Origin of the sequence: Streptococcus sp. 2022WUSS037 (assembly GCF_044427225.1) — a bacterium.
In the GTDB taxonomy this organism is placed as follows: Bacteria; Bacillota; Bacilli; order Lactobacillales; family Streptococcaceae; genus Streptococcus.
Genome location: NZ_JAOTGJ010000020.1, coordinates 25,003 through 39,312 on the forward strand (window position 1 = coordinate 25,003; position 14,310 = coordinate 39,312).

The 14,310-nt window shown below is 41.9% G+C and carries 15 protein-coding genes; 12 read left to right on the top strand and 3 right to left on the bottom strand.

Going from position 1 to position 14,310, the window contains the following annotated elements; all coding sequences use genetic code 11:
- The first annotated feature begins 17 nt into the window (after positions 1-17).
- The gene (gene ytpR, locus ODU55_RS07740) at positions 18-641 is read left to right on the top strand and encodes a YtpR family tRNA-binding protein (protein WP_398582476.1); all 624 of its coding nucleotides are present in this window, start codon (positions 18-20) and stop codon (positions 639-641) included.
- Positions 642-673: 32 nt separating this feature from the next.
- On the opposite strand, the gene ODU55_RS07745 is transcribed toward ytpR, so the two are convergent.
- Positions 674-1,450: a DUF2785 domain-containing protein gene (locus ODU55_RS07745; protein ID WP_398582477.1), complete on the bottom strand. Its 777-nt coding sequence runs from the start codon at positions 1,448-1,450 to the stop codon at positions 674-676.
- 54 nt (positions 1,451-1,504) lie between these two features.
- Between ODU55_RS07745 and ODU55_RS07750 the strand changes: the two genes are divergently transcribed.
- A complete protein-coding gene (locus ODU55_RS07750) occupies positions 1,505-1,900 on the top strand; it encodes a single-stranded DNA-binding protein (protein ID WP_398582478.1) in 396 nt (131 codons plus the stop codon).
- A gap of 114 nt (positions 1,901-2,014) precedes the next feature.
- On the opposite strand, the gene ODU55_RS07755 is transcribed toward ODU55_RS07750, so the two are convergent.
- Positions 2,015-2,260 carry a hypothetical protein gene (locus tag ODU55_RS07755; RefSeq protein WP_398582479.1) on the bottom strand — a complete coding sequence of 82 codons (246 nt, stop codon included), beginning with the start codon at positions 2,258-2,260 and terminating at the stop codon, positions 2,015-2,017.
- Between the two features lie 197 nt (positions 2,261-2,457).
- Here ODU55_RS07755 and groES point away from each other — a divergent pair, with 197 nt between their 5' ends.
- From groES to glnA, 10 genes are all read left to right on the top strand, one after another.
- Positions 2,458-2,739 carry a co-chaperone GroES gene (gene groES / locus ODU55_RS07760; RefSeq protein ID WP_014637330.1) on the top strand — a complete coding sequence of 94 codons (282 nt, stop codon included), beginning with the start codon at positions 2,458-2,460 and terminating at the stop codon, positions 2,737-2,739.
- A gap of 10 nt (positions 2,740-2,749) precedes the next feature.
- Positions 2,750-4,372 carry a chaperonin GroEL gene (gene groL / locus ODU55_RS07765; protein ID WP_029178039.1) on the top strand — a complete coding sequence of 541 codons (1,623 nt, stop codon included), beginning with the start codon at positions 2,750-2,752 and terminating at the stop codon, positions 4,370-4,372.
- A 232-nt stretch (positions 4,373-4,604) separates the two neighbouring features.
- Positions 4,605-5,018, top strand: coding sequence for a 30S ribosomal protein S12 (rpsL, locus tag ODU55_RS07770; protein WP_002940030.1), 414 nt, complete (start codon positions 4,605-4,607; stop codon positions 5,016-5,018).
- A 16-nt stretch (positions 5,019-5,034) separates the two neighbouring features.
- Positions 5,035-5,505, top strand: coding sequence for a 30S ribosomal protein S7 (rpsG, locus tag ODU55_RS07775; protein ID WP_002940031.1), 471 nt, complete (start codon positions 5,035-5,037; stop codon positions 5,503-5,505).
- 311 nt (positions 5,506-5,816) lie between these two features.
- Positions 5,817-7,898 carry an elongation factor G gene (gene fusA / locus ODU55_RS07780; protein ID WP_398582480.1) on the top strand — a complete coding sequence of 694 codons (2,082 nt, stop codon included), beginning with the start codon at positions 5,817-5,819 and terminating at the stop codon, positions 7,896-7,898.
- Between the two features lie 206 nt (positions 7,899-8,104).
- The gene (gap, locus tag ODU55_RS07785; protein WP_024397990.1) at positions 8,105-9,115 is read left to right on the top strand and encodes a type I glyceraldehyde-3-phosphate dehydrogenase; all 1,011 of its coding nucleotides are present in this window, start codon (positions 8,105-8,107) and stop codon (positions 9,113-9,115) included.
- A 256-nt stretch (positions 9,116-9,371) separates the two neighbouring features.
- Complete coding sequence (locus tag ODU55_RS07790) at positions 9,372-10,571, top strand: phosphoglycerate kinase (RefSeq protein WP_014637337.1); 1,200 nt, start codon at positions 9,372-9,374, stop codon at positions 10,569-10,571.
- Between the two features lie 550 nt (positions 10,572-11,121).
- Entirely contained in the window at positions 11,122-11,637 is a 516-nt protein-coding gene (locus tag ODU55_RS07795) for an aromatic acid exporter family protein (RefSeq protein ID WP_398582481.1), read from the top strand.
- A 75-nt stretch (positions 11,638-11,712) separates the two neighbouring features.
- A complete protein-coding gene (locus ODU55_RS07800; RefSeq protein ID WP_002940041.1) occupies positions 11,713-12,084 on the top strand; it encodes a MerR family transcriptional regulator in 372 nt (123 codons plus the stop codon).
- Between the two features lie 28 nt (positions 12,085-12,112).
- The gene (glnA, locus tag ODU55_RS07805) at positions 12,113-13,459 is read left to right on the top strand and encodes a type I glutamate--ammonia ligase (protein ID WP_398582482.1); all 1,347 of its coding nucleotides are present in this window, start codon (positions 12,113-12,115) and stop codon (positions 13,457-13,459) included.
- A 409-nt stretch (positions 13,460-13,868) separates the two neighbouring features.
- On the opposite strand, the gene ODU55_RS07810 is transcribed toward glnA, so the two are convergent.
- Positions 13,869-14,310: transposase (locus tag ODU55_RS07810; protein WP_398581945.1), on the bottom strand; the 442-nt coding region annotated here is incomplete at its 5' end.

Sequence of the window (14,310 nt, forward strand, 5' to 3'; positions counted from 1 at the left end):
GGAGAAATGAAAAAGAAATGATTTTTACATATAATAAGGAACACGTTGGCGATGTTCTGATGGTGATTGTGGCTGAGGACAAGGGGCAAGCTGTCCAGTTTGAACGCAAGGGTCAGGTGGCGCGTGTTTTCCTAGAGGAAACAGGAAAAACAGTAGCTTGGAATATTTTTGAAGCATCAAGTTTAGTTGAGATTGCCGGAAATGGTCAGGTTTTCCTGACAGACGAACAAGTTGCGACCTTGAATGCAGAGTTGGCAAAAGAAGGTTTTGTAGAAACCTTGGTCAATGATGCGACACCAAAGTTCGTAGTCGGTCAGATTGTGGAATTGGTTCCCCATCCAGACAGCGACCACCTCAATATCTGTCAGGTCAATGTCGGTGACAAAACAGTGCAAATCGTAGCAGGTGCCCCAAATGCTGCCCAAGGCTTGAAAACCATTGTGGCTCTTCCGGGGGCAATGATGCCGAGCGGTAGCCTGATTTTCCCAGGGAAATTGCGTGGTGAAGATAGCTTTGGTATGATGTGTAGTCCACGTGAATTGGCTCTGCCAAACGCACCACAAGTCCGTGGAATTATCGAATTGGACGACTCCGCAGTGGTCGGAGAAGCTTTTAATCCAGCTAAACACTGGAAGGGATAGAAAAAGAAGAATTGGTCAGATGGCCAATTCTTTTATGCTGTTTCAATTCTATTTTCAATAGCCTGTCCGATTTCTTCAGTTAATACCTGATGTGAATTGAGTTGGAAGTAGAGACTGGACAGGAAATGCTGGAGGTTGAGCCACCGGAAGTAGTCCAGAGGTTCTTGGTTGGGAAAGTCTAGTTCGTTCACCCATTCTGTCAGCTCTTGGCTAGTTACTTTCTCATTCAGCAAAAGGTAGACAGGAATCTGTGCCAGACGGATTTCTTCACCAGCGGAGAAAACTTGCTTTTGTTTCTTTAGACAAGTGACAATAGCCTGCCAGACTTTTTTACTATTTTCAGCGGGAAATTGCTCATGACAGCTTGCTGCCAGAAGAAAATCTGCTCCGTGGGCAGCGGTATGAATCCAGCCGAGTTTTTCATCAAAGCCAGACCAGTCATTTTCAATCGTCAAATAATCCAAGGTCTGTTGAAAAAGTAGCTCGCGGTCCTCGTCATTTAAAAATGCATGATAAATAGATTCAGAATCATTATCGACAGACAGCAAAAGGCAGCAAAGTAAGCAAGTAAAACTTCGCTTTAGTGTGGAGCATTCTAGGGAAAATGGCTTGGTGTCCTGTGAACCTTGAAGTAATTCCTGTGCTTGTTCTCTTGTAATCAAACCATCTAGAAAGATGTGGCAAAAACTAGCATAAACCAGTTCGTCGCGTATAGTAGGGTCTGGATGACCGATGTTTTCCAGCAACCAAGCCAGTTCATCATTGGTATATGGTTTAGAGGTTTGCAATTTTTCTATTAGTTCTTCCATGATTTTCTTTCTTTTTATGAACTTTCTACGAATAAATAAGTAGGAGGATATAAAATGTATAATAAAGTTATTCTGATCGGTCGCTTGACGGCCCAACCTGAACTCACTCAAACCCCTAACGGTAAAAAATTGACTCGTGTAACCGTCGCAGTCAACCGCCGTTTCAAGACAGAAAATGGTGAACGTGAAGCGGATTTTCTCAATGTTATTTTCTGGGGAAAACTGGCGGAAACACTTGTTTCCTATGGTAGCAAGGGCAGTCTGATTTCTGTTGATGGCGAATTGCGAACCCGTAAATACGAAAAAGATGGCAGCAATCACTATGTGACGGAAATCTTGGGCAATACCTTCCAGTTGCTAGAAAGCCGTGCCCAACGTGCTATACGAGAAAACAATACTGGCGATGACCTAGCTGATTTGGTCTTGGAAGAGGAGGAATTGCCGTTTTAATATCGGTCCCAAGACCGATGAAGAATGTTGAAAAGTAGGCTATACTATAGTCAATCCTAAATATTTTTCATATCTCCTTAAAAAACACCGACGAAAGTTGGTGTTTTTTGCTGTTCATTTTCTGTATTTCCACCATTCTACTAGCATAACAATCAGTGACAATAGTATAACGCCATAAAAGAAAAAGATGATGTAGTGAGGGTGACTAAAGAAAAATATCCATACTAGCCAGAGCAGATAGGCGAATATCATCTTCCCCCAAAAGCCTAATTTACGTTTTAAAAACCATTCGGCAAAACTTTCGTGGGATGAAAATCGGCTTTCAAGGTAATCTGTTTTTAAATCTCTAAAAAATTTCATGAATACCCCCTAACTTGTTAAAAATAGTATAACATAGTTTACCAACAATGAATAGGTAAATTCTGTCTCATACTTAAGAAGGATTTTCACGAAAAAGGAATAGAATTTTCTTGACTATTTTTGACCAAGTGATACAATAGGAAATGTGAGTTAGCACTCGCATGTAGAGAGTGCTAAAAAGACCAGGAGGTAATAGAATGTTAAAACCATTGGGCGATCGTATCGTCGTAAAAATTGAAGAAAAAGAACAAACAGTTGGTGGCTTTGTCCTTGCAGGTGCAAGCCAAGAAAAGACAAAAGAAGCAAGTGTCCTAGCGATTGGACAAGGAATTCGTACCTTGAACGGTGACTTGGTTGCCCCAGCGGTAGCGGTTGGAGATACTGTTTTGATTGATGCTCACGCAGGATTGGAAGTTAAAGATGGGGACCAAACCGTTCACATCATCCGTGAAGCAGACATTTTGGCAATTGTAGAATAGAGGTAGAAAAATGGCAAAAGAAATTAAATTTGCAGCAGATGCACGTGAAAGCATGGTCCGTGGTGTCGATATTTTGGCTGATACGGTCAAAGTAACCTTGGGTCCAAAAGGTCGTAATGTTGTCTTGGAAAAAGCTTACGGTTCACCACTCATTACAAATGACGGTGTGACCATTGCTAAAGAAATCGAGTTGGAAGACCATTTTGAAAATATGGGTGCTAAGTTGGTATCCGAAGTGGCTTCAAAAACAAATGACATCGCAGGTGACGGTACAACAACTGCAACTGTTTTGACTCAGGCTATTGTTCGCGAAGGTTTGAAAAACGTAACTGCCGGTGCCAACCCAATCGGAATCCGTCGTGGGATTGAAGCAGCAGTTGCAACTGCGGTTGAAGCCTTGAAAGCACAAGCAAGTCCTGTATCAAATAAAGCTGAGATTGCTCAAGTCGCAGCCGTATCTTCCCGTTCTGAAAAAGTTGGTGAGTACATTTCAGAAGCTATGGAGCGCGTGGGAACAGACGGTGTTATCACCATTGAGGAATCTCGCGGTATGGAGACAGAATTGGATGTGGTTGAAGGTATGCAGTTCGACCGTGGTTATCTGTCACAATACATGGTAACAGATAATGAAAAGATGGTGGCTGAGCTTGAAAATCCATTCATCTTGATTACCGATAAGAAAATTTCTCATATTCAGGATATTTTGCCGCTTTTGGAAAGCATTCTCCAGACTAGTCGTCCGCTCTTGATTATTGCTGACGATGTGGATGGCGAAGCTCTTCCTACTCTTGTTCTCAACAAGATTCGTGGTACCTTCAACGTTGTTGCAGTCAAAGCTCCAGGCTTTGGTGACCGTCGCAAAGCTATGTTGGAAGACATCGCTATCTTGACAGGCGGTACAGTGATTACAGAAGACCTTGGTTTGGACTTGAAAGATGCGACCATTGAAGCACTTGGTCAGGCTGCTAAAGTTGTGGTCGACAAAGATGGTACAACCATTGTTGAAGGTGCTGGAAATCCAGAAGCCATTGCCAACCGTGTCGCTGTTATCAAGTCACAGATTGAAGTGACGACTTCTGAATTTGACCGTGAGAAATTGCAAGAGCGTTTGGCTAAATTGTCAGGCGGTGTTGCAGTTATCAAAGTCGGTGCCGCTACTGAGACTGAGTTGAAAGAAATGAAACTCCGTATCGAAGATGCCCTCAACGCAACACGTGCCGCAGTTGAAGAAGGAATCGTTGCCGGTGGTGGTACAGCCCTTGTCAATGTGATTGATAGTGTAGCAAAATTGGAATTGACAGGCGACGATGAGACAGGACGCAATATTGTCCTTCGTGCCTTGGAAGAACCAGTTCGTCAGATTGCCTATAACGCAGGTTATGAGGGTTCAGTTATCATTGATAAACTGAAGAATTCAGAACTAGGCACTGGCTTTAACGCAGCGACAGGCGAGTGGGTCAACATGATGGATGCAGGTATCATTGACCCTGTTAAAGTAACACGTTCAGCTCTTCAAAATGCGGCTTCTGTAGCTAGCTTGATTTTGACAACTGAAGCAGTCGTTGCCAATAAACCAGAACCAGCCGCTCCAGCTATGCCACAAGGTATGGATGGAATGGGTATGGGTTACTAAGAAATAGCAAAATGACACAGCTGATTGGCTGTGTTTTTTTCTTGAAAATTTCAAACATATCTATTTGACAATGGGTTTGGGATGTGGTACTATATTAGACGGTACTTTTTACTTTTGGTCTCTCAAAAGTGTACAGGGACGTGCTGACAAATGTTGCAAAAGTACACACAGATAGGGGTTGTCACCAATGCCCTATCACCAAAAATAAAAAAATATATACAGGAGAATGTAGATGCCTACAATTAACCAGTTGGTACGTAAACCACGTAAGTCTAAAGTAGAAAAATCTAAATCACCAGCTTTGAACGTTGGTTACAACAGCCGTAAAAAAGTTCAAACAAACGTTTCATCACCACAAAAACGCGGTGTTGCAACTCGTGTCGGAACAATGACACCTAAAAAACCTAACTCAGCCCTTCGTAAATTTGCTCGTGTACGTTTGAGCAACCTTATCGAAGTTACTGCTTACATCCCAGGTATCGGTCACAACTTGCAAGAACACAGTGTGGTTCTTCTTCGTGGTGGACGTGTAAAAGACCTTCCAGGGGTACGTTACCATATCGTTCGTGGTGCACTTGATACTGCAGGTGTTAACGATCGTAAGCAAGGCCGTTCTAAATACGGTACTAAACGTCCAAAAGGCTAAGAAAGGGGAAATATAAATGAGTCGTAAAAATCAAGCGCCTAAGCGCGAAGTATTGCCAGATCCATTGTATAACTCAAAATTGGTAACTCGTTTGATTAACCGTGTTATGTTGGACGGTAAACGTGGTACTGCTGCATCAATCGTTTACGGTGCTTTTGATCAAATCAAAGAAGCAACTGGTAACGATGCACTTGAAGTATTTGAAACAGCAATGGAAAACATCATGCCTGTACTTGAAGTACGTGCACGTCGTGTCGGTGGTTCTAACTACCAAGTCCCAGTTGAAGTTCGTCCAGAGCGTCGTACAACACTTGGTCTTCGTTGGTTGGTAACAATCGCTCGTAACCGTGGTGAGCACACTATGATTGATCGCCTTGCGAAAGAAATCATGGATGCAGCAAACAACACAGGTGCAGCTGTTAAGAAACGTGAAGACACCCACAAAATGGCAGAAGCAAACCGCGCATTCGCACACTTCCGCTGGTAAAATTAAGATACAGAGAACGTGCCTGCCGACGAAAAATAGGAAATCGAAGCAGAATGCTTTTGCATTCAATGAGATTTATCTTTTTTCGTTGCCAGCAGGCCGTTCGAGTTCAGTTCTGCGTTTAACATAAACTGTCAGTTGAACTCAATTAGTTGAATGAACTTCGTTCAACCATCACAAACCGGATTGAGGCTTGTCTCAACCACTTCAACCATTAGTAAGAAATCAAGCGGGTGGGACTTGCCCACTCGCTTTTCTTAAAATATGGTATAATTAAAATATAAAACTAAAAATATAGGAGAACAAACCTCATGGCACGCGAATTTTCATTAGAAAAAACTCGTAATATCGGTATCATGGCGCACGTTGACGCGGGTAAAACAACGACAACTGAGCGTATTCTTTACTACACTGGTAAAATCCACAAAATCGGTGAAACTCACGAAGGTGCATCACAAATGGACTGGATGGAGCAAGAGCAAGAGCGTGGTATCACAATCACATCTGCTGCAACAACAGCTCAATGGAACAACCACCGTGTAAACATCATCGACACACCAGGACACGTGGACTTCACAATCGAAGTACAACGTTCACTTCGCGTTCTTGATGGTGCGGTAACTGTTCTTGACTCACAATCAGGTGTTGAGCCACAAACTGAAACAGTATGGCGTCAAGCAACTGAATACGGTGTTCCACGTATCGTATTCGCCAACAAAATGGATAAAATCGGTGCTGACTTCCTTTACTCAGTAAGCACACTTCATGAGCGTCTTCAAGCAAATGCTCACCCAATCCAATTGCCAATCGGTTCTGAAGATGAGTTCCGTGGAATCATCGACTTGATCAAGATGAAAGCTGAAATCTATACTAACGACCTTGGTACAGATATTCTTGAAGAAGATATTCCAGCTGAATACCTTGACCAAGCTCAAGAATACCGTGAAAAATTGGTTGAAGCAGTTGCTGAAACTGACGAAGAATTGATGATGAAATACCTTGAAGGTGAAGAAATCACAAACGAAGAATTGAAAGCTGCTATCCGTAAAGCAACTATCAACGTTGAATTCTTCCCAGTATTGTGTGGTTCTGCCTTCAAGAACAAAGGTGTTCAATTGATGCTTGATGCGGTTATCGACTACCTTCCAAGCCCAATTGATATCCCAGCTATCAAAGGTATCAACCCAGATACAGATGCTGAAGAAGAACGTCATGCTTCTGATGAAGAGCCATTTGCAGCTCTTGCCTTCAAGATCATGACTGACCCATTCGTAGGTCGTTTGACATTCTTCCGTGTTTACTCAGGTGTCCTTAACAGCGGTTCATACGTAATGAACACTTCTAAAGGTAAACGTGAACGTATCGGACGTATCCTTCAAATGCACGCAAACAGCCGTCAAGAAATTGAAACTGTTTACGCAGGTGATATCGCCGCTGCGGTTGGTTTGAAAGATACAACAACTGGTGACTCATTGACAGATGAAAAAGCAAAAATCATCCTTGAGTCAATCCACGTTCCAGAACCAGTTATCCAATTGATGGTTGAGCCTAAGTCTAAAGCTGACCAAGACAAGATGGGTATTGCCCTTTCTAAATTGGCTGAAGAAGATCCAACATTCCGCGTTGAAACAAACGTTGAAACTGGTGAAACAGTTATCTCTGGTATGGGTGAGTTGCACTTGGATGTCCTTGTTGACCGTATGCGTCGTGAATTCAAGGTTGAAGCAAACGTAGGTGCTCCTCAAGTATCATACCGTGAAACATTCCGCGCTCCTACACAAGCTCGTGGTTTCTTCAAACGCCAGTCTGGTGGTAAAGGTCAGTTTGGTGACGTTTGGATCGAATTCACACCAAACGAAGAAGGTAAAGGTTTCGAGTTCGAGAACGCTATCGTCGGTGGTGTGGTTCCACGTGAATTCATCCCAGCGGTTGAAAAAGGTCTCGTAGAATCTATGGCTAACGGTGTTCTTGCTGGTTACCCAATCGTTGACGTTAAAGCTAAGCTTTACGATGGTTCATACCACGATGTCGACTCATCTGAAACAGCCTTCAAAGTGGCAGCATCTCTTGCCCTTAAAGAAGCAGCGAAAACAGCTCAACCAACTATCCTTGAGCCAATGATGCTTGTAACCATCACTGCACCAGAAGATAACCTTGGTGACGTTATGGGTCACGTGACAGCACGTCGTGGTCGCGTTGACGGTATGGAAGCTCGTGGTAACACACAAATCGTTCGTGCGTATGTGCCACTTGCTGAAATGTTCGGTTACGCAACTGTACTTCGTTCAGCAACACAAGGTCGCGGTACCTTCATGATGGTATTTGACCACTACGAAGATGTACCAAAATCTGTACAAGATGAAATCATTAAGAAAAATGGTGGCAATGCATAATTGCTAACCCAGGCAGCTTCGGCTGCCTTTTTCTATGTAAGTTCCTGCATTAAAGTATGCAAACTCTTGCAATTTTCGGTAAATAGTTATATAATAAAAACGTTGAAAAGATGCTTGTAGGCTTACAAGTTAATATTTTCACAAAAGGATTAAAAGGCTTGCCTTTTAAAATAAAGAACTCGATTTTCATAAGGAGGAAATCATTCATGGTAGTTAAAGTTGGTATTAACGGTTTCGGACGTATCGGTCGTCTTGCTTTCCGTCGTATCCAAAACGTAGAAGGTGTTGAAGTTACTCGTATCAACGACCTTACAGATCCAGCAATGCTTGCACACTTGTTGAAATATGACACAACTCAAGGTCGTTTCGACGGTACTGTTGAAGTTAAAGATGGTGGTTTTGAAGTTAACGGTAAATTCGTTAAAGTTTCTGCTGAGCGTGAGCCAGGAAACATTGACTGGGCTACTGACGGTGTAGATATCGTTTTGGAAGCAACAGGTTTCTTTGCTTCTAAAGAAAAAGCTGAGCAACACATCCACGCTAACGGTGCTAAAAAAGTTGTTATCACTGCTCCTGGTGGTAACGATGTTAAGACTGTTGTATTTAACACTAACCACGACATCCTTGATGGTACTGAAACAGTTATCTCAGGTGCTTCATGTACTACAAACTGTTTGGCTCCAATGGCTAAAGCTCTTCATGACAACTTCGGTATCGTTGAAGGTTTGATGACGACAATCCACGGTTACACTGGTGACCAAATGGTTCTTGACGGACCACACCGTGGTGGTGACCTTCGTCGTGCTCGTGCTGCTGCTGCAAACATCGTTCCTAACTCAACTGGTGCTGCTAAAGCTATCGGCTTGGTAATCCCAGAATTGAACGGTAAATTGGATGGTGCTGCACAACGTGTTCCAGTTCCAACAGGTTCTGTAACTGAATTGGTAGCAGTACTTGACAAAAACGTTACTGCTGAAGAAGTTAACGCTGCAATGAAAGCTGCTTCAAACGAATCTTATGGTTACACTGAAGACCAAATCGTTTCTTCAGATATCGTAGGTATCTCATTCGGTTCATTGTTCGACGCAACTCAAACTAAAGTTCTTGACGTTGACGGCAAACAATTGGTGAAAGTTGTTTCATGGTATGACAACGAAATGTCTTACACTTCACAACTTGTTCGTACTCTTGAGTACTTCGCAAAAATCGCTAAATAATCCTTAGTGAAAATCGAAGAGGCTTCGGCCTCTTTTTTTTGTTTTGATTGCTGAAATATATATGTTTCTTTGTGCTAAGAAGCAAGGATGGCATAAGTTGTTTCTGGTTTGGCAATTTTAGACTTTGAAAAATCTGATTACGAGGCGATAGTTTTAGATTTCATAACATTTGTGAAAAAAATATCTTTATACAAGAAAAAATACAGAAAATATGGTACAATGGTAGAGTAAATTTAAATTAAGGAGTTCTTATCTAATGGCAAAATTGACTGTTAAAGATGTAGAATTGAAAGGCAAAAAAGTTCTTGTCCGTGTGGACTTCAACGTGCCTTTGAAAGATGGCGTTATCACTAACGATAACCGTATTACAGCAGCTCTTCCAACAATCAAGTATATTCTTGAGCAAGGTGGACGTGCAATTCTTTTCTCTCACCTTGGTCGTGTGAAAGAAGAAGCTGATAAAGAAGGTAAATCATTGGCTCCTGTAGCAGCTGACTTGGCAGCTAAATTGGGTCAAGACGTTGCTTTCATCGCTGGTGCTACTCGTGGTGCTGAATTGGAAGCTGCTATCAATGCTTTGGAAGATGGACAAGTTCTCCTTGTTGAAAACACTCGTTTCGAAGATGTTGATGGTAAGAAAGAATCTAAAAACGACGAAGAACTTGGTAAATACTGGGCTTCACTTGGTGACGGTATCTTCGTTAACGATGCATTTGGTACTGCACACCGTGCGCACGCATCAAACGTTGGTATCTCAGCAAACGTAGAAAAAGCAGTAGCTGGTTTCCTTTTGGAAAACGAAATTGCATACATCCAAGAAGCTGTTGAAACTCCAGAACGTCCCTTTGTGGCAATCCTTGGTGGTTCAAAAGTATCTGATAAGATCGGTGTTATCGAGAACCTTCTTGAAAAAGCTGATAAAGTTCTTATCGGTGGTGGTATGACGTACACATTCTACAAAGCTCAAGGTATCGAAATCGGTAACTCACTTGTAGAAGAAGACAAGCTTGATGTGGCAAAAGCACTTCTTGAAAAAGCTAACGGTAAATTGATTTTGCCAGTTGACTCAAAAGAAGCTAACGCATTTGCTGGATACACTGAAGTTCGCGATACAGAAGGCGAAGCAGTTTCAGAAGGCTTCCTTGGTCTTGACATCGGTCCTAAGTCAATCGCTAAGTTTGACGAAGCTTTGACTGGTGCGAAAACAGTTGTTTGGAATGGTCCTATGGGTGTATTTGAAAACCCAGACTTCCAAGCTGGTACAATCGGTGTAATGGATGCTATCGTGAAACAACCAGGCGTGAAATCAATCATCGGTGGTGGTGACTCAGCAGCAGCTGCTATCAACCTTGGCCGTGCAGACAAGTTCTCATGGATCTCAACTGGTGGTGGTGCATCAATGGAACTCCTCGAAGGTAAAGTGCTTCCAGGACTTGCAGCTTTGACTGAAAAGTAAGTTCAATGGACTTGAAGGCTAAAATGCAACGGATTTCCGTTGCATTTTGTGCATCGCGTAGAGTTTCTACGAAGCTAAGCGAGTTAGAAAGTCTAGCAAGGTGAAAAGTATTGCCAGGGCTTGCAGCTCTTACTGAAAAATAGGCGGTAAGTCAGCTCAAAATATCTGGGGGATATTTTGAGGTTGGAAATAGAAGAAGCGAAGCTTCTGTCAAAAATGATTCCGTAGCTTGTCACTTTGTTTTTATTGGGTGACAACTTCAAATAGTCCACTGGACTATTTGAACCCCGCAAGGCTGAATCTTGGTCACAACTGCCATTCAGCTACTGCGCACAAAATATAAAATGCAAAAAAAGACGTTGTTTTTTTACAGCGTCTATTCGTTTATCTTACTTCTGGGTTCCTTCTTGCAGCTGATTTAAAGTGGCAGATTATTGATTTTTTGAAAAGCTGGTGTGAACAGGAGGCCTTTCCTGTCGAGCTTAGGAGAAAAGAAAAGCTGGGCAGGTATTTGCTATTCTATTTTCCGAAATCATGTTAGAATAGAGGTATGTTTAAAAAATATACATTTGATCCAAAGAAATTTCGGTTTGGGATGCGGACGTTCAAATCGGGTTTGGCAGTCTTCCTAGTTATTCTTTTGTTTGGTTTTATGGGGTGGCAAGGGATTCAGATTGCGGCTTTGACGGCTGTGTTTAGTTTACGAGAAGACTTCGATCAGAGTGTCCATTTTGGAGCTTCTCGTATTCTGGGTAATTCTATTGGTGGTTTTTATGCGCTACTTTTCTTTATTTTGGATAGGTTATTCTTAGATCATTTTTGGGTAACTGCGGTTTTTGTTCCGATATTTGTCATGTTAACGATTATGACAAATGTGGCGATGAATAATAAAGCGGGAATTATTGGTGGAGTGTCAGCTTTATTAATTATTACATTGTCTATCCCTGCTGGTGATACGATTCAATATGTGTTTATTCGTGTGTTTGAAACCTTTATCGGAGTTTTCATCGCGATTCTAGTTAATTATGATGTGAATGTTATAAAAAAACGTTTTCAGGATAAATGATGTCATAAAATATAACATCGCCTATTGACCTCAAAAAAAAATTCTCCTATAATGGTAGGCAGAAAGGAGTTCGTTATGAGAGAAAAAGAGTTTCGTCGTTCCTTAGCCATCTTTCCGATCGGTAGTGTGATGAAGTTGACAGATTTAACTGCTCGTCAAATTCGTTACTATGAAGATCAAGGCTTGATTAAGCCCGATCGCAATGAAGGGAATCGTCGCTTGTATTCTCTAAATGATATGGACTTACTTTTAGAAATCAAGGATTTTTTGGATGAAGGTTTGAATATTGCTGCGATTAAGAAGGAATATGCAAATCGGGAAGCGAAAGCTAAGGTCCAAAAACAGCAGAAAACCTTGACTGATGAAGATGTCCGTCGTATCTTACATGATGAATTCAGTCGTCAGGGACGATTTTCAAGTCCTAGTTCCATTTTCCGTTCGTCGTAATTAGCTTTTAAAATAGAGGAGAAAAATAATGACATTCACAGTGGCAGATATCAAGCGCGATATCAAAGAGAAAAACGTTACCTTCCTACGTCTTATGTTTACAGACATCATGGGAGTGATGAAAAACGTAGAAATTCCAGCAACTGATGAGCAGGTCGAAAAGGTTTTGTCAAATAAGGTCATGTTTGATGGTTCATCTATTGAAGGATTTGTTCGTATCAATGAATCAGATATGTATCTTTACCCAGACTTGGATACATGGACTATCTTCCCTTGGGGTGATGAAAATGGCCGTGTAGCTGGCTTGATTTGTGATATTTATACAACAGATGCTAAGCCTTTTGCTGGTGACCCACGTGGAAATTTGAAGAAATCGCTTCGTCACATGGAAGAGGCAGGTTTCTCTTCATTCAACCTTGGTCCAGAACCAGAATTCTTCCTCTTTAAGATGGACGAACAAGGAAATCCAACGCTTGAAGTAAATGATAAAGGTGGTTACTTTGACCTCGCACCAACGGACTTGGCTGATAATACACGTCGCGAAATCGTCAATGTCTTGACAGAGATGGGCTTTGAAGTTGAAGCGAGCCATCACGAAGTGGCAGTAGGTCAGCATGAAATTGACTTCAAATATGCGGATGTCTTAAAAGCTTGTGACAATATTCAAATCTTCAAGTTAGTTGTTAAAACAATTGCTCGTAAGCATGGTATGTATGCGACATTTATGGCCAAGCCTAAGTTTGGTATTGCTGGCTCAGGTATGCACTGCAACATGTCACTCTTTGATAAGGATGGGAATAATGCCTTCTTTGATCCAGAAGATCCTCGCGGTATGCAGCTGTCTCAAACTGCTTACCATTTCCTTGGTGGTTTGATTAAGCATGCTTATAACTATACTGCTATTACAAACCCGACAGTGAACTCTTACAAGCGTTTGGTTCCAGGCTTTGAAGCTCCTGTGTATATTGCTTGGGCTGGTAAAAACCGCTCACCATTGGTTCGCGTACCTGCATCACGCGGAATGGGAACTCGCTTGGAGTTGCGTTCTGTAGACCCAACAGCAAACCCATATTTGGCTATGGCAGTGCTCTTAGAAGTTGGTTTGTCAGGAATTGAAAATAAAATTGAAGCTCCAGCGCCAGTTGAATCTAATATTTATGCCATGTCTGATGAGGAGCGTCGTGAAGCTGGTATTACAGATCTTCCATCAACTCTTCACAATGCCTTGAAGGCACTTCGTAAAGATAAAGTCGTTCGAGCAGCCTTGGGTGACCATATCTATACTAACTTTGTAGAAGCCAAGAAAATTGAATGGGCAAGCTACGCAACTTACGTTTCCCAATGGGAAATCGACAACTATTTGGATATGTATTAAAAAAATGGTCCAGTGGACCATTTTTTCACGAGTCCGGAAATTGGAAAACGAGTAATGGTCCGGTGGACCATTTTTTCATGAGCTTGAAAACAATGGAGCGAATTAGGACCCCGACGGGTCCTTTGTTCACGAGCTGAGAAATTAGAGAGCGAGTAACGGCACTAAGACCATTTTTTCATGAGCTTGAAAACCAGATAGCGAATTAGGACCCCAACGGGTCCTTTGTTCACGAGCCAAGAAATTAGAGAGCGAGTAAAGGCACTAGGACCATTTTAAAGGACGGTTTCTTTGGTATTATAAAATAAAGAGGCTGGGCAAAAACGAGCCCACTGAAAAAGTCTCCAGTTACTCCGACCCTTATAAAAAAAAATAGGAATTCTCCTGAATGATTGGGAGAATTCCTATTTTTCTACTCTTCCTTTTGGTCTATTAAGGTCATAATTCGCTTCATATTGACTACAAATATGGTGGTGGCTGCTTGTAATTCCATGTTGAAAAGACCTGATGCTCTGGCGACATCAAGACCATGTCTTTGTTTCAATTCCGCATTTTTAGCTTCAATCTTGTAACGGTTTCTTGCCATTTCTTTGAAGTAAGGTGTTTCCTGGAATCGTTTTTGAAAAAGATGCTCATGACTCTTAATCGTAACGGAATAGGTCTTAGTCTGTGCACCTTCTTTATAACAGCCCTCTTTACTAGGGCAAATCTTACATTTTTCCACATCAAAGTAATGGGTAATAACCTGATTACTATTCTGATTTTTCTTACCCGTCCGAGCTTTTCGAACAGCCATATGTCCTTGAGGGCAGACAAAAAGCCCCGCATCCTTGTTGTATTCAAAGCAATCGCCT